Here is a 22,110-nt window from a genome sequence, read left to right on the forward strand (position 1 = left end):
CTCGTGTCCCGTCGGATTCACTTGCTTGCCTGCTTCCACTTGTTGTCGGCCCAATGAGGTACACCCATGGTGTGGGGCCTTTAGGACTCCTTCCCAGCCTTTTCACCCTGGGCTGCCTTCGCAGCCTTCTCCGGCTTGAAGTCCACACCGGTCTCCTTGCGCTGCGCGGCGGGGATGGTGCCGGGGGCGTCGGTCAGCGGGTCGACGCCGCCACCGGACTTCGGGAAGGCGATGACATCGCGGATGGACTCGAATCCACCGAGCAGGGAGACGATGCGATCCCAGCCGAAAGCGATGCCGCCGTGTGGCGGAGCACCGAACTGGAAGGCGTCGAGCAGGAAGCCGAACTTCTCCTGCGCTTCTTCTTCGCCGATGCCCATGACGTCGAAGACGCGCTTCTGCACATCCTGGTCGTGGATACGGATGGAACCGCCGCCAATCTCATTGCCATTGCAGACAATGTCGTAGGCATAAGCCAGGGCCTCTCCCGGGTTCTGGTCAAAGTTATCCAGGTACTCCGGCTTCGGCGAAGTGAAGGCGTGGTGGACTGCAGTCCACTTGGAGTGGCCCAAAGCCACGTCACCCGAGGCGGTGGCATCGGCGGAGGGCTCGAAGAGCGGTGCGTCGACGACCCAGGTGAAGGCCCAGTCGCCGTCCTTGATGAGGTCGAGCTTCTTCGCAATCTCACCGCGAGCTGCGCCCAGCAGCGCACGGGAAGCCTTGGTCTCGCCGGCAGCGAAGAAGATGGCATCGCCCGGCTTGGCGCCGACGTGGGCGGCAATACCCTCGCGCTCGGCATCCGTGATGTTCTTGGCTACCGGGCCACCCAATGTGCCATCCTCGGCAACGGTGATGTAGGCCAAGCCCTTCGCACCGCGCTGCTTTGCCCACTCCTGCCATGCATCGAACTGGCGGCGCGGCTGGGAGGCTCCGCCTTCCATGACGACGGCACCGACGTATTCGTTCTGGAAGACGCGGAAGGTGGTGTCCTTGAAGAAGTCCGTGCACTCCACGATCTTGATGTCGAAGCGCAGGTCCGGCTTGTCGGAACCGTAGTACTTCATGGCATCGGCATAGGTCATGCGCGGGATGGGGGTCTTGATTTCGTAGCCGATGAGCTTCCACAGGGCGGAGACGATCTCTTCCGCCAGAGCAATGACATCATCCTGGTCCACGAAGGACATCTCGACGTCGAGCTGCGTAAACTCCGGCTGGCGGTCAGCGCGGAAGTCCTCATCGCGGTAGCAGCGAGCGATCTGGTAGTAGCGCTCCATTCCGGCGACCATGAGCAGCTGCTTGAACAGCTGCGGGGACTGCGGGAGTGCGTACCAGCTGCCCGGCTTCAGGCGCGCCGGCACGAGGAAGTCACGGGCGCCCTCCGGGGTGGAGCGAGTCAGGGTCGGGGTTTCGATCTCAGTGAAATCGTGGCTGTCCAGCACCTGGCGGGCAGCGCGGTTCGCGGCCGAGCGCAGGCGCAGTGCATCGTGCTGGCGCTCACGGCGCAGATCCAGGTAGCGGTACTTCAAGCGGGTCTCCTCACCGACCTCACCGGAGGAGGATGGATCATCAATCTGGAACGGCAGCGCTGCGGACTTGTTGAGTACCTCCAGGTCCGTGACGTTGACCTCAATCTCGCCGGAGGCCAGGTTCGGGTTAGCCGAACCCTCCGGGCGGGGCTCCACGACGCCAGTGACCTTGACGCAGTACTCGGAACGCAGATCGTGGGCGCGCTCAGCTACCTCGGTCTCGCGGAAAACAACCTGGGCAACGCCGGAGCGGTCACGCAGGTCAATGAAGATAACACCACCGTGGTCGCGACGGCGTGCGACCCACCCCGTCAGGGTGACGGTCTCCCCCGCCAACTCCTTGCGCAGTTCGCCTGCCAAATGTGTACGCAGCACTCTCGTTCAATCCCTTCTCATCGTTGACGCTCACACCCACTCACGCCACGCGTAGACAGCACGCGCCGAGGGATGCAAGTACTTGAACGGCCCAAGTCTACCGCCCGCACCGGACTTGCTCAGCGCTAGGGTGAGCACCGCGCGCATGGCGGTGCACCCACTATCGAGCAGACACCACCACCAGCATGTGGCAAAATCTGGAGCATGACTTTTAAATCTGGCGCCAATTTTGATGGTAAGCGAGCTAGCTCCGGCGGTGGAGGCCGCGGCGGCATGATCGCTACCGGCGGCGGCATTGGCTCTCTCCTTCTTATCGGTCTCTATCTACTCCTCGGCGGCGATCCCGGCGCCATCACCGGAAGCGATCCCCAGACCGACCAGACCCAGGTGGGACCAGAGGAAAGCGGCGAAGACGCATTTGCGCACTGCCAAACTGCCGAGGACGGCAATAAGTACGACGATTGCCGCGTCATGTTCGCCGCCCAGTCCGTCGACAAGGTCTGGGCCCAGCAGTTGCCGGATCAGGCAGGCATCGAGTACGTCGAACCTGGCCGCGTCATCTTCAACAACACCACCATGTCTGGCTGCGGTCAGGCTTCGGGCGCCACGGGCCCGTTCTACTGCCCGGCGGATGAGTCGGCCTACTTCGACACCGCCTTCTTCGACCAGCTCCGCAACTTTGGCGGCGATAACGCCCCATTGGCACAGATGTATATCGTGGCCCACGAATTCGGCCACCACATTCAAAAGCTGGAAGGAACTCTCAGCCTGTCGAATTACAACGAACCCGGCGAGGATTCCAACGCGGTGAAGATTGAGTTGCAGGCCGATTGCTATGCCGGCCTGTGGGCGCACTACGCCGACAAAGGTGACGATGCCCTGCTCGAAACCATTACCGAGCAGCAGGTGACTGATGCTGTCAACACTGCACGCGCCGTGGGCGATGACAACATCCAGCGCCGCTCAGGGGGCGAAGTACGCCCCGATACGTGGACGCACGGCTCTTCCGAAGACCGTGCGCAGTCGTTCCTCGCCGGTTATAATTCCGGCAAAATGGAGCAGTGCGACACCTTAGGCCGTGGGGTTTACAAGTCTTAGGGTCTTAAGAAGCGCCCACCCCAAGGTCGCACCACCCCCAAATGTGCCACATTAGCCCAGATTAGATTCACATACACCAGGTGTTTACCTGCCGTACACCTTAATGCTTTAAGGTAGTCAAGTTCCCGCCGGTTCGTGGTGGGTTCCGCTCTGTCTTTAAAAGCATAAAAGAACTGCGCGTGATGTCTTTACCACCTGCACCGCGGTAGGTATGGCGCTGCCCGCGCCAACGCCGAATGCACCCCGCCCGCGGCCTGCTCACACTGTCTCATCACGCAGCGTTCTCTTCATGAAAGGAACGACGTTTTGAGCACCGCCACGCCGACGATGCCTGATCTTGAGTCGATGAATGGCAAGAACAAGGACTGGATTTGGCACCTGTTCTTCGGCGCCATCACGGCTGTCACCCTGATCTTTTTCATCATTTGGGGCAACGGAGAAGTTGCTGAGGGAACCAACAAGGTCGTCCTTGTTACAGCAATCATCTTCGCTGTCTTTATGGCCTTCAACATTGGCGGCAATGACGTCGCCAACTCCTTCGGTACCTCCGTGGGCGCGGGAACCCTCTCCATGAAGCAGGCCCTCGCTGTCGCGGCGGTCTTTGAGGTATCCGGAGCCATCCTCGCCGGCGGCGAGGTGACTGATACGGTCCGCTCCGGAATCGTGGACCTCGATGCCATCGATGGCCTCGACCCGATGGAATTTGTCTACATCATGATGGCGTCACTCCTCGGCGCCGCCATCTGGCTTTTGGTAGCCACCCGCATGGGCTGGCCGGTTTCTACCACCCACTCCATCGTCGGCGGCATTGTCGGCGCCGCTCTAACCGTCGGCTTCATCACCGGCAAGGGCGGCATGGACATGGTGCAATGGGGCGGAATCGGCACCATCGCTTTCTCCTGGGTGCTTTCTCCGGTTCTCGGCGGTATTGCCGCATACCTCCTTTTCAAGTGGATCAAGTCTTCCATCTTGGTGTACAACGACGCCGCAGACGAACGCCTGCGTGACATCAAACTTCGCCGCGCCGAGCTGCGCAAGGAGCACAAGACCCGCTTCGAGCGTATGAACGAGCTACAGCAGATCTCCTACACAAATGCGATGGCTCGCGACGCCGCCCTTACCGCCGAAGAGGACTACGACCCAGAGGCACTCGAGTCCGACTACTACCGCGATCTGCACAACCTCAACAAGGATCTCGAGGATGTCAATGCACACCGCGCGCTCGAGAACTGGGTTCCGCTGCTCGCAGCGCTGGGTGCCGTGATTATCTCCGCGATGTTGCTCTTCAAGGGCCTGAAGCACACCGGCATCGATGTCACCGCCCTAGAAACTTTCCTAGTCATGGGCATGGTTGGAGCCATAGTCTGGATGGCCGTCTTCATCTTTGCCCGCTCCCTGAAGAAGAAGTCCCTGAAGCGCTCTACCTTCCTCCTCTTCTCGTGGATGCAGGTCTTCACCGCCTCCGCCTTTGCGTTCTCGCACGGTTCCAATGACATCGCCAACGCCATCGGCCCCTTCGCTGCAGTCTTCGATGTCTTGCAGACCAACCAGATCTCCGATGAAGTTTCCGTGCCGCTGCCGGTCATGGTAGCCATGGGCATCGCCTTGGTTTCCGGCCTTTGGTTCATCGGCCGCTTCGTCATCCAGACCGTGGGTTCTGGCCTCACTCAAATGCACCCCTCCTCCGGTTTCGCTGCCGAGCTGGCCGCTGCTGCCGTCGTCATGGCTGCTTCCCTCTTGGGCCTGCCGGTGTCCTCTACCCACATCCTCATCGGTGCCGTCCTTGGTGTCGGCATTGTGAACCACGCCGCCAACTGGAAGCTGATGAAGCCCATCGCTTTGGCATGGGTCATCACTCTTCCGGCGGCCGCCGCCATCGCTGCGGCGACGGTGTCCATCCTGCGCGTCGTCTTCTAAAGATCAACGCATCGCGCATACCGCATTCTCGCCGTGAGTTTCCCCAACCACCGGGGTTGCTCACGGCGAGATTTTTCTTATCGCTTGAGCCTTAAGCACAAATCCAAGAACCCGTACACTTAGGCGGCATGAGCGACAACTCCCTGGCCAGATTCTTTTCCGCTTTTAATGACATTGAGCAGTTCCTCCGCCAAGCTATCGGGGCAAAGAACTCTGATTCTTTCTGGTGGATTGTTGATCGCGCCCACGACAAACACCTTTTAAGCAAGCGCCAAGCAGAACAGCTGAAGGACTTTAGCAACCTTCGCAACGCCATCGCCCATGGCCGCTACTTCAGCGGTGAGCCCATCGCTACCCCACATCCTCACGTCATCAAGCAGCTCGAAAACCTGCAACGCCTGCTCACGGATCCACCCACAGCGCAGGCTCTGCTCGCTAGCCGTGACGTGACCACTCTTGCCCCTGACACCCCGATCATGGAGGCCTTGAAGCTTATTGACACGACCGGCTATTCCCAGATCCCAATCTATGAGTCCGGGACTTACCAGGCGCTTCTCACCACCAACGTCATTGCCCGATGGGTTGCGGCAGATCTCGGTGACGACGGTGTGATTAACGCGGCGTCGATTAACACGGTCCTGGAATTCGCAGAACGGAAGGACCGCGCAGAGTTCCTGCCCCGCACCGCCAGCGCGCAAGAGGTCATCGACGCCCTCACCGACCCTGCGGCAGACGGCACCCACCCCGGCGCGGTCCTTCTCACCGAGCACGGCAAGCCTTCCCAACTTCCTGTATCCATTGCAACACCTGCCGACCTCGCAACATTGGTTGCTGCAGTCGAATGGGAATAACTCCCCTCCCTAACCTTGTTGACATGACATAGAAAGGAGGATGTCATGCAATTTGGAGTCTTTAGCATCGGCGATGTCACCCAGGACCCGACCACCGGCCGCACCCCCACTGAGGCCGAGCGCATCCGCGCTATCACGGAGATTGCCCTCAAAGCAGAAGAGGTGGACCTCGACGTCTTCGCCAGCGGCGAGCACCACAACCCGCCCTTTGTGCCATCAGCACCCACCACCCACCTGGCATACATTGCGGCACAGACGAAGAACCTTCAACTCTCCACTGCCACCACGCTGATCACTACCAACGACCCTGTTCGCCTCGCGGAGGACTACGCATTCCTCCAGCACCTGGCAGATGGGCGCGTCGACCTCATGCTAGGCCGCGGCAACACCGGCCCGGTTTACCCGTGGTTTGGCAAGGACATCCGTGAGGGCATTCCCCTCGCAGTGGAGAACTACCACCTACTGCGCCGCCTCTGGCGCGAACCCGTCGTGTCCTGGCAAGGAAAGTTCCGCACCCCGCTGCAGGGTTTTACTTCCACACCCGCACCTCTCGATGGAATCCCACCCTTTGTCTGGCACGGCTCCATTCGCTCCCCACAGATTGCGGAACAGGCGGCTTTTTACGGCGATGGCTTCTTCCACAACAACATCTTCTGGAACAAGGAGCACACCGCGAAGATGGTGAACCTGTACCGCAATCGCTACGAGTCCTATGGCCACGGCCGCGCCGACCAGGCCATCGTGGGCCTCGGCGGGCATGTCTTCATCGCGCCCACGGAGCAGCAGGCAAAGGACTTCTTCCGCCCCTACTTCGACAATGCCCCGGTGTACGGTCATGGCCCCTCCTTGGAGGAGTTCACGGCACAGACTCCGCTCACCGTAGGCACCGTAGAGCAGGTGGTGGAGCGCACACTACAGTTCGCAGATTGGGTGGGTGATTACCAGCGCCAGCTCTTCCTCATCGACCACGCCGGACTGCCTCAAGAGGTGGTGCTCGAGCAGATCGAAATCCTTGGTACCCAGGTGGTGCCCGAGCTTCGCCGCCGCTTTGAGGAACGCCGCCCGGATCATGTACCTTCTGCCCCGCCCACCCATGCCACGCTCGGCGCTTATGCCCCGCACGCGCAGGTCAACCCTGAAGAGGAGAAATAGTTGCGCTCGCTCGTACTCGTTACGGCTGGACTTTCATCACCGTCCTCGACGCGTGCGCTTGGCGACGCCCTCTCCGCCGCCACCACCGCCCGCGTTAGTGCCCGAGGGGAAGGCATCGACGTGACCGTCGTGGAGCTGCGCGAGCTTGCCGGCGAGTTGGCAGAAGCCATGACCAACTGGGTTTCACCCACACCCCGCCTCCATGCCGCGCAGACTGCCGTGACCAAGGCGGACGGTCTCATCGCCGTCAGCCCGGTATTCCAGGGCAGTTATTCGGGTTTGTTCAAGATGTTCTTCGACACTTTAGAGCCGCATTCTCTAGAGGGACTGCCCACGCTCATCGCTGCCACCGGGGGCTCGAGCCGGCACGCGCTTGTGCTCGACTATGCTCTGCGCCCGCTGCTTAACTACCTGCATGCCACAGTGGTCCCCACCGGGATCTTCCAGGCCACGGAAGACTTTGGCACTGCAGAAGGCGCGCGCAATGACAAACGCATAGAACGCGCCGCCGAGGAGCTAGCGGACCTCATGGTGCGCCCGCTCGACCGGGTCTCTGGACTTGCCGGGAGGCTCGGCGAAGCGGAGGAAGCGCCCCAGGGGGAGCTATCACAGGACGTCGATCCAGACCCTTCAGGATTCCGCGCGCTGCTTTCCCGCCACGACGGGCAGCCGAGCTAAGCGGTTGCGGAGGGCTCTCGGTACTATCGTAAGGCGACACTTATCTAACGCTCCCAAGGAGGTTTCACCCCCACATGACAATTAGCGTGACCGATATCTTCTCCATCGGAATCGGCCCCTCCTCCTCCCATACAGTCGGCCCCATGCGCGCGGCTAAGGCCTTCCTCGAGGCGCTTGATCAACACCCGGCCAAGGTCCACACCGTACTGCGCGGTTCCCTATCCGCTACCGGCCGCGGCCACGCCACGGATCGCGCCGTGATTCTGGGCCTCGCCGGATGGGATCCGCTGTCCGTGCCACTCGACGCAGAGCCACGCGCCGATGCCTTTATCCCCACCGAGGGCACCATTTCTGGCCCCGCAGGCGAAGTGCAATACAGCATCGAATTCAACAACGAACCGGTGCCGGAACACCCGAACTGCCTCATCTTTACGGCCTGGGACGAGAACGGCAGGGTACTCGCCGAGAATGCAGAGTACTTCTCCGTCGGCGGCGGCTTTATCCTGTCCCGCGAGGAATACGATGCCCAGCTCCAAACAGACACCGGTGTGCCAGCCGGTGTCGCCGCGGCCACCGCTGAGGACACCGTTCCTTATGAGTTCCAGTCCGGCGAACACCTGCTTCACCTGTGTGCGGCCAATGACAAAGCTATCTGGGAAATCGTCGCCGCCAACGAGGCCGTGTTGCACCGCGAAGAAGGCGGTCTCGACTACGTCTACCAGCACCTTGACTTGGTCTGGGATATCATGCGCGAGTGCGTGACCGAGGGCATTTCCTCCAAGGGAATCCTTCCCGGTGGCCTGCGCGTGAACCGCCGCGCGCCACGCATGTACCAACAACTTCTGGCCAAGCAAAACGACGAGTCCTGTGGCTTGTCCGCGATGGAATGGGTCAACCTCTACGCGCTTGCCGTCAACGAACAGAATGCCGCCGGCGGCCGCGTCATCACCGCCCCCACTAACGGCGCGTGTGGCATCATCCCCGCCGTGCTGCACTACGCGCGTGACTTCCAGGCTGATTTCACCCGCTCCGATGCCCGCCGCTACCTGCTGACCGCAGGTGCCATTGGCATCATCATCAAGTCCAATGCCTCAATTTCCGGCGCGGAGGTGGGCTGCCAGGGCGAGGTTGGCTCAGCGTCCTCCATGGCAGCTGCTGGCATGGCAGAACTACTCGGAGCAACACCGGAACAGGTGGAAAACGCCGCCGAGATTGCCCTTGAGCACAACCTCGGCCTGACCTGTGACCCCGTCGGAGGCCTCGTGCAGATTCCCTGCATCGAGCGCAACGCCATCGGCGCAGTCAAGTCCATCAACGCCGCGCGCCTTGCTCTCATGGGTGAGGGAACGCACCACGTTACCCTCGATAACGCGGTGCGCACCATGGCCGAAACCGGACGCGACATGCTCTCCAAGTACAAGGAGACCTCGCTCGGCGGCCTGGCGAAGACGATGGGCTTCACCGTCTCGCAGGTGGAGTGCTAAACGAGCTGGCGAAGCTGCTTGACGACGTCCCCCACCGGGACGTCGTGCTGCTCGTGCGCGCGCAGATCCTTCAGCGCCACGGTGCCAGACTCTAGCTCTTGGTCACCGAGGACGAGTGCGAAGCGGGCGTTGGCGCGATCAGCACCCTTCATCGCTCCCTTGAGGCCGCGGTCACCGAAGGACATATCCGCGGAAATACCGGCTTTGCGGAGATCATTAATGATGCTGACCATCTTCTTCTTTGCCGCCGCGCCCAAAGCAACGCCATAAACGGCCACGCGTTCTTCGACGCCCTCGAGCTCCACGCCCTCGGCCTCCAGGGCCAAAACCGTGCGGTCCACGCCGAGGCCGTAGCCGATACCGGACAATTCCTGTCCGCCGAGCTGAGCCATGAGGCCGTCGTAGCGGCCGCCGCCGCCAATGCCGGACTGCGCGCCGAGTCCATCGTGGACGAATTCGAAACAGGTCTTCGTGTAGTAATCAAGACCGCGGACCATGCGCGGGTTGATGGTGTAGGGCACGCCCATGTCATCGAGCAAGCCAGTGACCGTCTCAAAGTGCTCGCGGCACTCGGCATTGAGGTGGTCGAGCATGAGGGGGGCGTCGACAAGCTGCTCCTGGACCTCCGGGCGCTTGTCATCGAGCACGCGCAGCGGGTTCAGCTCCGCGCGGGCCCTGGTTTCCTCGTCGAGGTCCAGCTTGAACAGGAATTCCTGCAGCTTTTCACGGTAGGCCGGGCGGCAGTCGTGGTCCCCCAGGCTGGTCAGCTCCAGACGGAACTGGCTAAGCCCCAGGCTGCGGTAGGAGCGGTCCGCTAGCGCGATGATTTCCGCGTCCAGCGCCGGATCATCGACACCAATGGCCTCGACGCCGACCTGCTGCAGCTGGCGGTAGCGGCCAGCCTGCGGGCGTTCGTAGCGGAAGAAGGGACCAAAGTAATTGAGCTTGACCGGCAACTGACCGCGGTCGAGGTTGTGCTCAATAACTGCGCGCATAACACCCGCGGTACCTTCGGGGCGCAGAGTCACAGAGCGGTCGCCGCGATCGGCGAAGGTGTACATCTCCTTCGACACGACGTCCGTGGACTCCCCCACGCCACGGGCGAACAGCGACGTGTCCTCAAAGACGGGGAGTTCGATGTGTTGGAAGCCGGACAGATGTGCCTGATGCACGAAGGTCTCACGAACCTTGGCAAAGATGGCCGATTGCGGCGGAACGTAGTCCGGCACACCCTTGGGCGCGGACAGGGCTTTGAACTGCTTCTTATCACTCACGCCCTTTAGAGTACATCCCCCGCCGCACGGAGAAACGGATTAGTCGCGCGTTCGCGGCGCATCGTCGATGTTGGGCCGTGGCCCGGCAAGATAGCAAGGGAATCATCAAGGCCCCACACCGGACCGCGCAATGAGCGCTGCATCGCCGCGGGATCGGAATGCGGAAGGTCTGTACGGCCGATCGAGCCCTTGAATAACACGTCACCGGTCAGCGCAAAATCCTCGGCCACGAGCATGACGCACCCCGGTGAATGCCCCGGCGCATGGAGTAAGTCAAACTCCAGGCCGACGAGGCTCAGCGTCTCACCACCCAGCAGATCACGCCGGTCCGCTACCTGCTTCATGGAAGCGGCGGCGAAAAGCATCTGCGATTCGGGAGATACTCCGGAGCCATCCACCAACATGAACGCGTCATCCGGGTGGATGTAGACCGGCAGGTTAAACTCAGCGGCATCACGCGTGTGGTCAATGTGACCGTGGGTCAGCACGACGGCCTCAAATTCCAGGGACTTCTCACGCGCGAGCTGCTCAAGGCGCTCGCGTGTGTGCATCCCTGGGTCCACGATGAACGCCCGCGAGCCGTTAGCCACAACATAGGTGTTGGTTTTATAAGGCCCTGCGGCGAAACCGTAGATATCGGGTGTGTTCATTACTTGAGGGCGGCCAAAGCTGCGTCGTAGTCCGGTTCAGTCGTAACCTCTGGAACCAGCTCGGTGTAGGTCACCTTGTGGTTCTCGTCGGTGACGATGACCGCGCGGGCACACAGGCCCTTGAGCGGGGAGCCTTCCAGGACGAGGCCCAGCTTGTCGGCGAAATCGGAGCGGAAATCAGAAGCGCTGACGACGTTCTCAATACCTTCAGCAGCGCAGAAACGCTCCTGTGCGAAAGGCAGGTCACGGGAGACGGACAAGACAACGGTGTTCTCCAGACCAGCCGCCTCTTGATTGAACTTGCGCAGCTGCGCTGCACACACGCCGGTATCCACGGACGGGAAGCAGGACACCACCAGGCGCTTGCCAGCGAAGTCCGCATTGGTTAGCTCAGACAAGTCGGTGCCGACGAGGGTGAAGTCCGGCAGGGCGTCACCAACCTTCGGCAGCTCAGCATTGGTTTCGACGGGTTCATTCTGAAAATTCGTAGTAGCCATGGCACCCAAGCGTACTGACGTGCGGGGCGGCGCGCCACGGTGAACTAGCGTGCGGTTAGGATAGGTGGGTCAAAGTTTTTAAACCACCACTGTGGAGGAAACATAGGTGTCTACTAACAGCCAGCGCTTGGATGATGCGCTCAACCAGCTCGATCGCGAGCTGAAATCCCGCGACCGTAAACAGAAGAGCCGCCCGCTCAGCGTCGTTTTGATGGCCGCCGTCGTTATTGTTGCCCTCGTCGGCGGTATCTGGTTCTTGGCCACGCGCTCGCCGGAGGAAGAAGAGATTCAGGCCTCGGAAACCTCCGCCGCCGATACGCCCACTGAAGCCCCTACCGCCGAAGCATTGAGCGGCAAGCGCGCTAAGCCGCTCGGTGAGACCGTCACCTGCGAGTACAACGAGACTGGCGACGCTTCCCGCGATGTCCCTACTCCGCAAGGAAAGAACATTCCTGCCAAGGGTGAAGTGACCGTCAATTTCGCCACCAAGCAAGGCGATATTGAGATGACTCTCGATCGCTCGCTTGCTCCGTGTACCGTCAACGCAATCACGGACATGATTTCCGCGAAGTACTACGACGACACCGTGTGCCACCGCATGACGGAGGGCACCCTCTCCGTCCTGCAGTGCGGTGATCCGACCGGCAAGGGTTCTGGTGGACCGGGCTTCCAGTTTGCCAATGAGTACCCCACCGATGAGGCTGACGACGCCGCTAGGGCACAGCCTGCTCTGTACCCGAAGGGTTCCATCGCCATGGCTAATGCCGGCGAAGACACCAATGGTTCCCAGTTCTTCATTAACTATAAGGACTCGCAGCTTCCGCCCTCCTACACCTATTTTGGCGCCCTGACGGAGAAGGGACAGAAGACCATCGACGCCATCGCTGCCAAGGGTGTCAAGGATGGACAGTCCGACGGCGCTCCCGCTGAGGAAGTTCGCATCACCAAGGCAACCGTCGAGAGCTAAGTTTTACCCCCTTTACGGTGGCCGGCCCCGCTCGCATTCAGCGAGCGGGGCCTTTCCCATTCCAACCGCCCCTCCCCACCTGGACTAAGAATTTCTTAGCCTTGAGCTGTTCATTTGGCAAACTATTACCCACGTCCACAACCTGCACCGGACCAAACCCCAGCTCACATGCCGCGGACAGCCGCCACACAGATTCATCAATTGATTGTCAGATCCCTTGCAAAACCCGCAATGCCTCAGTAGCATCTGTGAGGTCTTTGAAATTCCCGAGATGTATAAGGAACGAGAATGAAGCTCTTCTCCCGTAAGGCCCTTGTCGCTGCCGCTACCACCGCTGCCGTTTCCCTGTCCGGCGTGACCGTTGCTAACGCTGAGACCACCACCCCGGAGGCCACCGCCACCGCTACGGCTACCACCACCCCGGCAGCTCCGTCCACCACCAAGCCGGCCGCCGAGACCACCACGACCCCGAGCAAGACCGACGAGGACTCTTCTTCCTCCTCCGACGACTCCGAGGGTTCCTCCATCTCCGACATGGACCCGAAGGAAATCCGCGACTGGATCGCCGTCTTCACCGCCGTCATTGGCGCTCTGGGCACCGCTTTCGCTTTCTACAACAAGTACTTCGCACCTAACGCTAAGTAAGTCGGACGATCTCCGATCACCTTCGATTCAGTTTAGGACACACAACTATGAAGTTCTTCTCCCGTAAGTCCATCGTTGCTGCTGCTACTGCTGCAACTATCGCCTTCTCCGGCACCGCAGTTGCTTCTGCAGCTCCGGTTGAGGATGACGGCTCCTCCAAGGCTTTCTTCGCTCTCTCTTCTGACGATGAGGGCAACATCAGCCCGAAGGAGATCCGCGAGTGGATCAAGGTCTTCACCTCCATCATCGATGCGATGGATGACGCTATGCGTCTCGCTGACCAGTTCGCTGGCAAGTAAGCCACAAACTCGCCACTCTCCCCTTGTGTATTATGCACGAGGGGAGATTTTTCGTTTTCCGGTTCGCAGCACCTCTTCTAGGTGGCGCCTCTTCAAAGGGCTAAGACTTAATTGCCATCCCTTTGTGAATCTTCCTCCACTTCCTGAATTCGCTCGGCACCGAGCACATCCTTAAACACGGAGGCGTCAACAAGCTGGCCACGGCGAATGACAGAAATCTGACCAGTTGGTTCCAAGATCATTAGCTGCACGTCGGTGCGCCGACCAAGGCCCGCCTTGCGCACAGCGGAATTGATATCCCTTTCGGTGATGTGCGCAAAGCTCATATTGTCTTCCTGCAGCTGCCCCTTATAAACCAAGAGCACCGGTTTGCGGTCGATGAAACGTGACCATGTCACGAGCTGCCGGAAGGTACCGAAGGCTGCCTCCAGGAGCATAAGTGTGAAGAGACCAATGACTCCGGCGGCGAGGGTCGGCGGGTTGCCTACAATCACGCGGCCTGAAACCGCGCCGAACATAATGATGATGACGGCATCGGAAGCGGTGATGGACGTCAAAACGCGGCTGCCAAAGAGCTTGACCAAGACCATAAAGGCCAAATAAATACCCAGCGTCGCGAGCATCACCAGTGGGATTCGGTGAGGCTCGATACCTAGCTGGTACATTGCCTCGCGTCCAAACAGCCTCAGTGTATCCACAGCTTTCCACCATACCTTCCACATGAGAAAAGCCCGCACGATAGTGCGGGCTTGTGCATCAGTACAGACTAGATGTTGAACTGCTTGCGCAGCTGCTCAATCAGCTGCTGCACCGGTGCTGGGAGCGCAGCAACCGGCATGTTGATGGCACCAATCACAGCGGCAATGGCGGCAGCGATAGCGGCGGTGATACCCACACCCAAGCCGATGGAGGAAGCTGCATCCTTGGCGGAACCAGTATCCTTCGGGTCCTTCGCGTCGTCGTCACCGTCGAGGGAAATCGGAAGGGCGGCTTCAGTGCCAGCATCGGTAGTAATGAGCAGCTTCTGCTCGCCCTTTAGGCCCTCCGGGATGGTGAGCTTGACGGTTGCGCGGCCACGCTCGCCGAACTGCTCGTCACCGGGCTGTGCTGCGTTGTCAATGTCTGCCTCGGCCTTAGCGTCACCCAGAGCAACGGTGACCTTCTTAGCCTGTGGCTCTTCTGCGTTGGAGTAGTTCAGAGAGGAAAGCTCGACTGTGATCTCCTCCCCCGGCTTCAGGTCACCAGACACGTGGGCACCAATCTGGCCCTGGCCGGTGCGGACCTTGGACTCGCCGGAAGCGATGTAGTCAATCATCGCCTGGGTGTCCATGTAGCCAACGTCATTGCGGTTCTTGATGGAACCGGGCTCAAAGAAGCCATCGCCGCCGGCCTCCGTCTCGCTGGAGGCAAGGAAGGAGGACAGAGCAATGCTGTAGTTCTTCTCCGGGTCAATCGGTTCACCGTTAATGGTGACAGACTTAACGCGCTTGCCCTGCTCAGCCTTCTGGTCGTAGACAACGGTGACGTTGTTGGACAGGCCCAGAGCCAGGCGCGGGCGGGACTGGCCAGGCTTCCACTGGTTCTCCAACGCGGTAATGAAGTCTGCGCCGCTAACCTCCGCGGTGATCACGTAATTACCGAATGGCTGAACGGCAAAGATGTCCTGGTAGGAAACATCACCTTGCTTGAGGTCGGCGCGCACACCGCCTGCGTTCATAACACCGATTTCGATGTCCTTGTCCGTCTGCTTAGATAGAGCAAAGCGCTGGCCATCGGCAATAAAGTTGTTGAGGGTCGACTCCACACCGCGGTTGGTACCGGTGTCCTTGCCCTCATCAGAACCGCGGTACATGGCCTTCTCGGTGGTACCAGCAGTCTTGGCACCCTCAATCTCCGCTACCTTCTTTGCTTCCTCGACGATCTTAGCCACCTCGGGGTCGTCTTCGAGGCCCTGCAGCTGGGCGAAGACCTCTGCGTTGGCCACGTCGTACTGCTTGAGATCAATCTTGGTGATTTTCTTCTCGGCTTTGTCGAAGGTGATGTCGGCGTCGTTAAGCACCTTGCCGTACTCGTAGCCCTGTGCCCAGTACAGCGGCATTGCCCCCTCACGAGCAACCTCGCCCTGGGTCTTAACGTGAGTATCACCGCCAAAGAGGATATCCACATCCTTGCTGAAGCCCTCCGCGTACTGCTGAGCGTCCTCGTGCATGAGCGCCACAACGACGTCAGCCTTGCCGGATTCCTTCAGTCGGCTGGCTTCCTTATTGGTGGCCTCGACCGGGTCGGAGAACTCGACGCCCGGGATGGACGCAGCGGACACCTTGTACTTGGTGTTCTCGGTGACGGTACCAACGAAGCCCACCTTCACGCCGTCTACCTCCTTGACGAAGGAAGCATCGAGCAGGGGCTTGCCATCTTTGGTGACGTTGGCGCCCAGGATCGGGAAGTTGGACTGGTCCTTGATACGGCCCATCAGGTCATCGGTGCCCTTGTCGAACTCGTGGTTGCCCACGGCCGTGACATCGAGATTCATAGCATTGAGGGCCTCGTTGGTGTACTTGTCCTCAGAAATCGCAGACACAAAAGCGGAACCACCAACGTTATCACCGGAGGAGGTCAAGGCGTACTCCTGGTCCTTGTTGACGGCCTTGATGAGCGCAGCCATGCGAGCAGCGCCCATCTCGGAGTAGCCAACCAGTTCCTCGGATTCCTTGTCAAAGTTTTCGGCCAGCTCAAGGTGGCCGTGGAAGTCGGTGAAGTTGGTGACGGAAATGGTCACCTGGTCGGCCTCAGCGGCGAAGGCAGGCGCGCCGGAGACGGCAACGGCGGTGACGGTGGTGGCGGCCAGAAGCTGGCCAAAGCGACGGAAGTTCACGTGGATCTCCTGGGTATGAGAGAAATCTTGTCCACGTGTTTATAACGCATCCATCACGATTGCGCAGCGCTTGCTGACGTCACGACCAGCGCGTTCACCAAACATCTCCCCTAGTTTCACCCAGGCGCAACCTCCCGTTCAGCCACACACCCCCAGTTGAGGGGTGATGCCTTAAGCCGTGACGCGATAGACGTCGAAGACGCCCTCGGTGTTACGCAGGGTTGTCATCAACTGCCCCAGCTGCTTGGTGTCAGAAACCGAGAAGGTGAAGCGCACAGTCGCAATGTGGTCATCGCCGCGATTGGAGGTCATCGACAATACGTTGAGGCTCTGATCGCTAAAAATCCGGGTGAGCTCAAAGAGCAGACCTTGACGGTCAATGGCCTCCAGTTGCAGCGTTGCGGAGAAGGCACCGGAAGACTTCGGCCCGCCAGCCCACTCCACCTGCATCATGCGCTCGGGTTCCGACTTGAGCTTTTCAGCATTGGTGCAGTCAGCTCGGTGCACGGACACGCCGCCGCCGCGGGTCACGAAGCCAAAGATGGCGTCACCAGGCACAGGCTGGCAGCACTTCGCCAGCTTGGCCATGACGTCCGGGCTGCCCTCCACCAAAATTCCGGTGCCGGATGCGGAATCCTTCGTGTGCTGAGCGCGGGAATTCTCCAGCTCGCTGAGCGGAGTACGAGAAGCCAAGGCATCGACTGCATCGTCCCTATCTCCGAAGAGCGCCATGAGTTGGTTGGCAACATGCTGAGCTGAGACATGGCCCGCGCCGATGGCGGTATAGAGCGCATCCACATCCGGGTAGTGCAACTGCTCGGCTACCTGCTTCATCGAACTAGCGGTAAACAGCCGGTGCATGGGCAAGCCGCCACGCTGGACCTCGGCGGCCAAGGCATCCCGCCCAGCTTCGAGGTGCTCTTCACGGCGCTCCTTGGCAAACCACTGCCGCACCTTCGTCTTAGCCCGTGGCGAGACCAAGAACTCCTGCCAATCCCGCGAGGGACCCGCATTCGGATCCTTGGAGGTGAAAATCTCAACTTTATCGCCGGATTTCAGCTCCGATTCCAATGCCACGAGCTTGCCGTTGACCTTGGCACCAATGCACCTATGGCCTACCTCCGTATGCACCGCATAGGCGAAATCCACGGGGGTGGAACCAGCGGGCAAATTGATCACGTCACCCTTCGGGGTAAACGCAAAGATTTGCTTGGCGGTCAGGTCATAACGCAGAGAGTCCAGGAACTCATTGGGATCAGCGGCTTCCTTCTGCCAATCCAACAGCTGGCGCATCCACGCCATCTGATCCACTTCTTCTTGGTGGCCGGAATTCCTGCCCTTGGTCTCCTTGTAGCGCCAGTGCGCCGCAACGCCAAACTCGGCGTTGTAATGCATCTCGTGCGTGCGCACCTGCACCTCAAGGGTGGAGCCGCCGTCCGCGATAACGGTGGTATGCAGCGACTGATAGACGCCGAAGCGTGGCGAGGAGATGTAATCCTTGAATCGCCCCGGAAGAGCCTGGTACAACGAGTGCACCACGCCGATGGCGGCGTAACAGGAGTTGATGTCGTCGACGAGGATGCGGATTCCGACGAGATCGAAGATCTCCGCAAAGTCACGCCCACGAACGATCATCTTCTGATAAATCGACCAGTAGTGCTTCGGGCGCCCCATCACCTCGGCTTGAATGCCGTTTGCCTTGAGGGCTTGGCTTACCTGGGCCTTGATTTCCTTGAGCGCTTTATCGCGTGAGGGAGCGCGGTCCGCCACCATACGCACGATTTCGTCGTACTTCTTCGGATACAGAATGGCAAAGGCGAGATCCTCGAGTTCCCACTTAACGCTTGCCATGCCCAATCGGTGAGCAAGCGGCGCAATGACGTCAAGGGTTTGCCGTGCCTTCTTCGCCTGCTTCTCCGGCGGGAGGAAGCGCATGGTTCGCATGTTGTGCAGGCGATCGCACACCTTGATGACGAGCACGCGCGGGTCCGTAGCCATAGCCACGATCATCTTACGAATCGTCTCAGCTTCGGCGGCGGCGCCGAGGGCGACCTTGTCGAGTTTCGTAACTCCGTCGACAAGCCGGGCCACCTCCGGCCCAAAATCACGGGTGAGATCCTCGAGAGAATAATCGGTGTCTTCCACTGTGTCGTGCAGCAAGGCCGCCGCAACGGTCGTGGTGTCCATGCCGATTTCCGCCGCGATGGTTGCCACCGCAAGCGGATGCGTAATGTAAGGCTCGCCGGACTTGCGGAACACGCCCTCGTGCAGCCGCTCCGCCGTCGCATAGGCCTTGTTGAGGAGCTCTGCGTCTGCCTTCGGGTGAAACTCCCGGTGGATAGACATCAACGGGTCCAGCGCCGGATTGATCTTTACGCGACCGCCCGTCAGCGAGCGCGCCAAGCGGGCGGACATGCCGCGCACACCGCCCGGCCGCCACGCAGTCTTGTCCTGCTTTTCAGTCGTCATGTCTGCCTCCGCGAAGTAGCTTAGGCATACAACCTTAGTCCTTTGCTCCCATCTGATTGAGCACAATCAGTGGGGAACCTTGTAGTCGCTCACGTCCTTGGAGTCCATTGACCTCCAGAACCACGACGTTGCCCGCTACTTCCGCGCCCGCTGATTCCAGCAGCAATGCGGCTCCGTGGAGGGTACCGCCGGTGGCGAGGACGTCGTCGACAAGCACGATGCGCTTGCCCTTAATGTCAATACCACTGTTTGGGATCTCCAGCGCTGCCGTGCCGTACTCCAGCTCGTATTCCTGGGTCAAGACGGGCGGCGGAAGCTTGCCCTTCTTCCGGATGGCGAGGATTCCCACCCCTAACTTGTACGCAACGGCAGAACCAAGAAGGAACCCGCGCGCATCGAGGCCACCGACCAAATCGGCACCGAGCTCTTTGCAGGCCTCCGCCAAGCCATCGACCACGGCGGCGAAAGACTCCGCATCTGCCAATACCGGGGTCAGGTCCTCAAACAGGATTCCCTCCTCCGGGAAGTCTTGGACAAGGCGGACCTTATCCTTCAAGGCTTGTGCTGCTGCGACGTAAATCTCGCTCACGACTCTTCCTTAGTTTCGGTTGCTGTTTGTGGGGTATAGCTCCAACGGTCGAGGTTCCACCCGATACCCGCAGGGCCAGTGTAGGGCACCACGCCTGTCACAGCGCGGTCAGTGATAAAGGTCCGAGGCTGCGCGGAGATGGGAATAGACGGCAATTCCTCCCACAAATCCTGCTCCAACGTGCGCAATGCCGACGCATTCTTCACGCTGGAGGCGGGAGCGGAATGCTCACGCATCGGATCTACTGCCCCAAGGTAGACGTCGATCTCCGGCAGGCCAGTCGCGGGATCCGCGGACAATTGCTCGCGGGAAACACGGTCTCCGGAGCGGTCTTCCACGGTGATTCCCGCGGGCTCGCAGGCCGCGCGCAACTGCTCAACCATTGCCTTATAGCGAGGGTTGGGAGCGAGGTAGCCTACGCCGATGGTGTAACCGGACAGACCCGACGCAGCTGCGTTGTCGACGGGGACTGTTGTTAGCGAGGCCATCTGGGCCGCAACTGGATCATCGTTGCGCACCGTGCGCACGGTGACGGCAGGAACATCCACGCCTGATTCCTTCGAGGAGGCCTGTGCCAAGCGCTGCGTATCCACGCACGCGGCGAAGGCGGCGCGTGCCCACGGCTGAGCAAAAATCCCAGCCTCCGAGAAGACCAGAGTGTCGGTCAGGCCACCCGGTATGGATTTCACGTCCACCGGCTTCCCCTCAGCATTGCGGTCCAACCACGAGGGTGAAGCCGTGGGCGACTCTGCAACGCGAAGCTCGTCTGAGGCTACAAACGCTGCCGCATCCGCGCTGTTGGGCAACATGACTACTTCACGCACGACAGGCTTGTCGCCGTAGTAGTTGTCATTCGCCGTCAGAACGATTGAGCCATCATCCTCGACGCGGTCAATCTGATATGGCCCGAAGGAAACCTGCATGTCCGGGTCAAAACGCCCCGGTTCCGTCGAAAAGCCATCGCGCCAAGCCTCCGCCACTGGTTGCAGGGTTGCCATGTCCTGAGCGTGAAGCGCCGCGTTAAGCTCTTCGACGCTCATCCCCGCCCGCTTAGCCATCACGTGCGCTGGGAGAACCGTGCCGGGGCCAAACAAGTAGCGCCACCGCGACCCCGTATCGGGCGTAAACCACACGGTGAATTTCTTGCTGTGAGGCGCGCATTCCACTCCGCTGACCTCTTCCATCAGCGGAAGGTGGGAGCCAAAGGTCTCACTCAGCTGGCCAGCGGTGTAGGCCAAGAGGTAATCATCACAGGTCACTGCTTCGCCGTCGGCGAAGCGAGCCTGCTCCGTCAGCGTGAAGTCCACGTGTGCCCCGGTCTCATCGCCGTCGGGAGCGAAATACTCCGCGTGAGCAAGATCTGAGTTGGGCACCATCTGCCCGGCTGGGCCCGGTACGTACAGCGCAGGATAGACGCGGCTTGCTAGCTGGGCAGCCCCGACGGCATCGCCCCACGCGGAGGCTGCGTTACTAGTAGCAAGGGGGGAATCGCTCAGCACCGCGAAACGTGATGCCGAAGAGTCCTCCCCCGCACCCTCCTCATTAGAGCCGCACGCTGTCACGGTGAGGGCCAGGGCCAGCAGTGCCGCGACTGGAGATGTACGCACGGCTTAACGCCCGGGGCGCCAGGACGCCCCACCCGACTCGCCAGTAGGTGGCTCAGGCTCAGAATGCGAAGCCGCGGATGGGGAAACGACGGTGCGCGTAGCCTTCGGTTCCTCATCGCCTTCGCCTGCCTCCGTAGGCGCGCCCTCCGCACGGTAGGCGGCAACCACGGCGTTGTGCTTCTTCACGCTCTTTCGCTGGTTCGACAAAGTCACCAGAAGCGTCGTAGCGAGGAAAATTGAGGAGAATACGCCCTCGATAACGCCAATGAACTGAACAAGAGCAAGATCTCGCAGCGTGCCGATACCCATCAGCCATACGGCGACAACGAACAGAGCGATGATCGGCAGGGCTGAGATAATAGACGTGGAGATCGAACGCATCACCGTTTGGTTAATGGCCAAGTTGGTAAGCTCCCCATAAGTCTTCTTGCGCTGGCCTTCCAATCCCGTCGTATTCTCGTCCACCTTGTCAAAGACAATGACGGAGTCGTAGAGGGAGAAGGTCAGCACCGTCAGCAGACCAATGATGACTGCCGGGGACACCTCGATGCCAAAGAGCGCATAGATTCCGGCAATGAACACACCATCAAAAATGAGGGCAAGAATTGCCGCAAAGGCCATGTCCCGCTGCAGGCGGACCGCCACGTAAATGGTGGCCAGGACGAGGAATACGGCCATCGCGATGACCATGCGCTTGGTAATCGACGAGCCCCACGATTCCGACACCGTCGAAGAACCGATCGCATCCGGGCTCGGCTTACCGTTGTCATCCTTGACCTGATACTTCTCAAAGATGGCTTGGCGGGCCTGATTAACCTCATCCTGGGTCAGACGCTCGGACGTGATTTCCAGCGTCTCCGAGGAACCCGCGCCCACGATCTGCACCAGCTCTGGGGTAACACCGGTGGCCTCTGTAAAGGTTTCCTCTACCTGTTCGGTGGACAGATCCCCAGCTGGCATGTTGAGCTTCGTGCCTCCCTCAAAGTCCAGTGACAGATTGAAGCCACGAAGTGCAATAGCCAAGATGGAGGCGATGAGCAGCACACCGGCGATGGTGTACCAGGTCTTGGCCCGACCAACGAAGTCAAATCCACTGCCGTCTACGTAAAGACGGTCAAAGCGGGAAATCTTGCGGTTAGTATTTTCGACAGCCATGA

At 60.2% G+C, this 22,110-nt stretch carries 19 protein-coding genes; 9 read left to right on the top strand and 10 right to left on the bottom strand.

The window, feature by feature from the left end; genetic code table 11:
* Positions 1-80: 80 nt before the first annotated feature.
* Positions 81-1,901, bottom strand: a complete 1,821-nt coding sequence (aspS, locus tag ACUY3D_RS04120) for an aspartate--tRNA ligase (protein WP_070522174.1) — start codon at positions 1,899-1,901, stop codon at positions 81-83.
* A gap of 204 nt (positions 1,902-2,105) precedes the next feature.
* Here aspS and ypfJ point away from each other — a divergent pair, with 204 nt between their 5' ends.
* From ypfJ to ACUY3D_RS04150, 6 genes are all read left to right on the top strand, one after another.
* A complete protein-coding gene (gene ypfJ / locus ACUY3D_RS04125) occupies positions 2,106-2,999 on the top strand; it encodes a KPN_02809 family neutral zinc metallopeptidase (protein ID WP_154762350.1) in 894 nt (297 codons plus the stop codon).
* A gap of 327 nt (positions 3,000-3,326) precedes the next feature.
* A complete protein-coding gene (locus ACUY3D_RS04130) occupies positions 3,327-4,916 on the top strand; it encodes an inorganic phosphate transporter (RefSeq protein ID WP_198530273.1) in 1,590 nt (529 codons plus the stop codon).
* Positions 4,917-5,044: 128 nt separating this feature from the next.
* Positions 5,045-5,767, top strand: a complete 723-nt coding sequence (locus ACUY3D_RS04135) for a CBS domain-containing protein (protein WP_070522165.1) — start codon at positions 5,045-5,047, stop codon at positions 5,765-5,767.
* Positions 5,768-5,812: 45 nt separating this feature from the next.
* Positions 5,813-6,919 carry an LLM class flavin-dependent oxidoreductase gene (locus ACUY3D_RS04140; RefSeq protein WP_269948115.1) on the top strand — a complete coding sequence of 369 codons (1,107 nt, stop codon included), beginning with the start codon at positions 5,813-5,815 and terminating at the stop codon, positions 6,917-6,919.
* The gene (locus ACUY3D_RS04145; RefSeq protein WP_070522158.1) at positions 6,920-7,597 is read left to right on the top strand and encodes an FMN reductase; all 678 of its coding nucleotides are present in this window, start codon (positions 6,920-6,922) and stop codon (positions 7,595-7,597) included.
* 74 nt (positions 7,598-7,671) lie between these two features.
* Positions 7,672-9,081 carry an L-serine ammonia-lyase gene (locus tag ACUY3D_RS04150; RefSeq protein WP_070563276.1) on the top strand — a complete coding sequence of 470 codons (1,410 nt, stop codon included), beginning with the start codon at positions 7,672-7,674 and terminating at the stop codon, positions 9,079-9,081.
* On the opposite strand, the gene hisS is transcribed toward ACUY3D_RS04150, so the two are convergent.
* From hisS to tpx, 3 genes are read right to left on the bottom strand one after another with little or no spacing between them, the layout of a single operon-like run.
* Positions 9,078-10,355, bottom strand: a complete 1,278-nt coding sequence (gene hisS / locus ACUY3D_RS04155; protein ID WP_269948114.1) for a histidine--tRNA ligase — start codon at positions 10,353-10,355, stop codon at positions 9,078-9,080. The genes ACUY3D_RS04150 and hisS overlap by 4 nt on opposite strands.
* 5 nt (positions 10,356-10,360) lie before the next feature.
* Positions 10,361-11,005: an MBL fold metallo-hydrolase gene (locus ACUY3D_RS04160; RefSeq protein WP_070563270.1), complete on the bottom strand. Its 645-nt coding sequence runs from the start codon at positions 11,003-11,005 to the stop codon at positions 10,361-10,363.
* On the bottom strand, positions 11,005-11,502 hold the full coding sequence (tpx, locus tag ACUY3D_RS04165) for a thiol peroxidase (protein ID WP_070563267.1): 498 nt from the start codon (positions 11,500-11,502) through the stop codon (positions 11,005-11,007). The genes ACUY3D_RS04160 and tpx overlap by 1 nt, the downstream gene beginning before the upstream one ends.
* Positions 11,503-11,608: 106 nt before the next feature.
* Here tpx and ACUY3D_RS04170 point away from each other — a divergent pair, with 106 nt between their 5' ends.
* From ACUY3D_RS04170 to ACUY3D_RS04180, 3 genes are all read left to right on the top strand, one after another.
* Positions 11,609-12,469 carry a peptidylprolyl isomerase gene (locus ACUY3D_RS04170; RefSeq protein ID WP_070563264.1) on the top strand — a complete coding sequence of 287 codons (861 nt, stop codon included), beginning with the start codon at positions 11,609-11,611 and terminating at the stop codon, positions 12,467-12,469.
* A gap of 288 nt (positions 12,470-12,757) precedes the next feature.
* Entirely contained in the window at positions 12,758-13,114 is a 357-nt protein-coding gene (locus ACUY3D_RS04175) for a hypothetical protein (RefSeq protein ID WP_070708016.1), read from the top strand.
* A 47-nt stretch (positions 13,115-13,161) separates the two neighbouring features.
* A complete protein-coding gene (locus ACUY3D_RS04180) occupies positions 13,162-13,413 on the top strand; it encodes a hypothetical protein (RefSeq protein WP_070708014.1) in 252 nt (83 codons plus the stop codon).
* 107 nt (positions 13,414-13,520) lie between these two features.
* Here the strand turns inward: ACUY3D_RS04180 and ACUY3D_RS04185 are convergent, their stop codons facing one another.
* The 6 genes from ACUY3D_RS04185 to secF all read right to left on the bottom strand — a co-directional run bounded on the left by ACUY3D_RS04185 (position 13,521) and on the right by secF (position 22,108).
* Positions 13,521-14,111, bottom strand: coding sequence for a DUF421 domain-containing protein (locus ACUY3D_RS04185; protein ID WP_413541245.1), 591 nt, complete (start codon positions 14,109-14,111; stop codon positions 13,521-13,523).
* A gap of 68 nt (positions 14,112-14,179) precedes the next feature.
* Positions 14,180-16,288, bottom strand: a complete 2,109-nt coding sequence (locus ACUY3D_RS04190) for a 5'-nucleotidase C-terminal domain-containing protein (protein ID WP_144675073.1) — start codon at positions 16,286-16,288, stop codon at positions 14,180-14,182.
* 171 nt (positions 16,289-16,459) lie between these two features.
* Positions 16,460-18,757, bottom strand: a complete 2,298-nt coding sequence (locus tag ACUY3D_RS04195) for a RelA/SpoT family protein (protein ID WP_070522129.1) — start codon at positions 18,755-18,757, stop codon at positions 16,460-16,462.
* A gap of 34 nt (positions 18,758-18,791) precedes the next feature.
* Positions 18,792-19,346, bottom strand: coding sequence for an adenine phosphoribosyltransferase (locus ACUY3D_RS04200; protein WP_070522126.1), 555 nt, complete (start codon positions 19,344-19,346; stop codon positions 18,792-18,794).
* Entirely contained in the window at positions 19,343-20,953 is a 1,611-nt protein-coding gene (locus ACUY3D_RS04205; RefSeq protein ID WP_448240387.1) for an ABC transporter substrate-binding protein, read from the bottom strand. The genes ACUY3D_RS04200 and ACUY3D_RS04205 overlap by 4 nt, the downstream gene beginning before the upstream one ends.
* Positions 20,954-20,956: 3 nt before the next feature.
* A complete protein-coding gene (gene secF, locus ACUY3D_RS04210) occupies positions 20,957-22,108 on the bottom strand; it encodes a protein translocase subunit SecF (protein WP_250224689.1) in 1,152 nt (383 codons plus the stop codon).
* Positions 22,109-22,110 lie beyond the last annotated feature (2 nt).

Source organism: Corynebacterium guaraldiae, assembly GCF_053480195.1.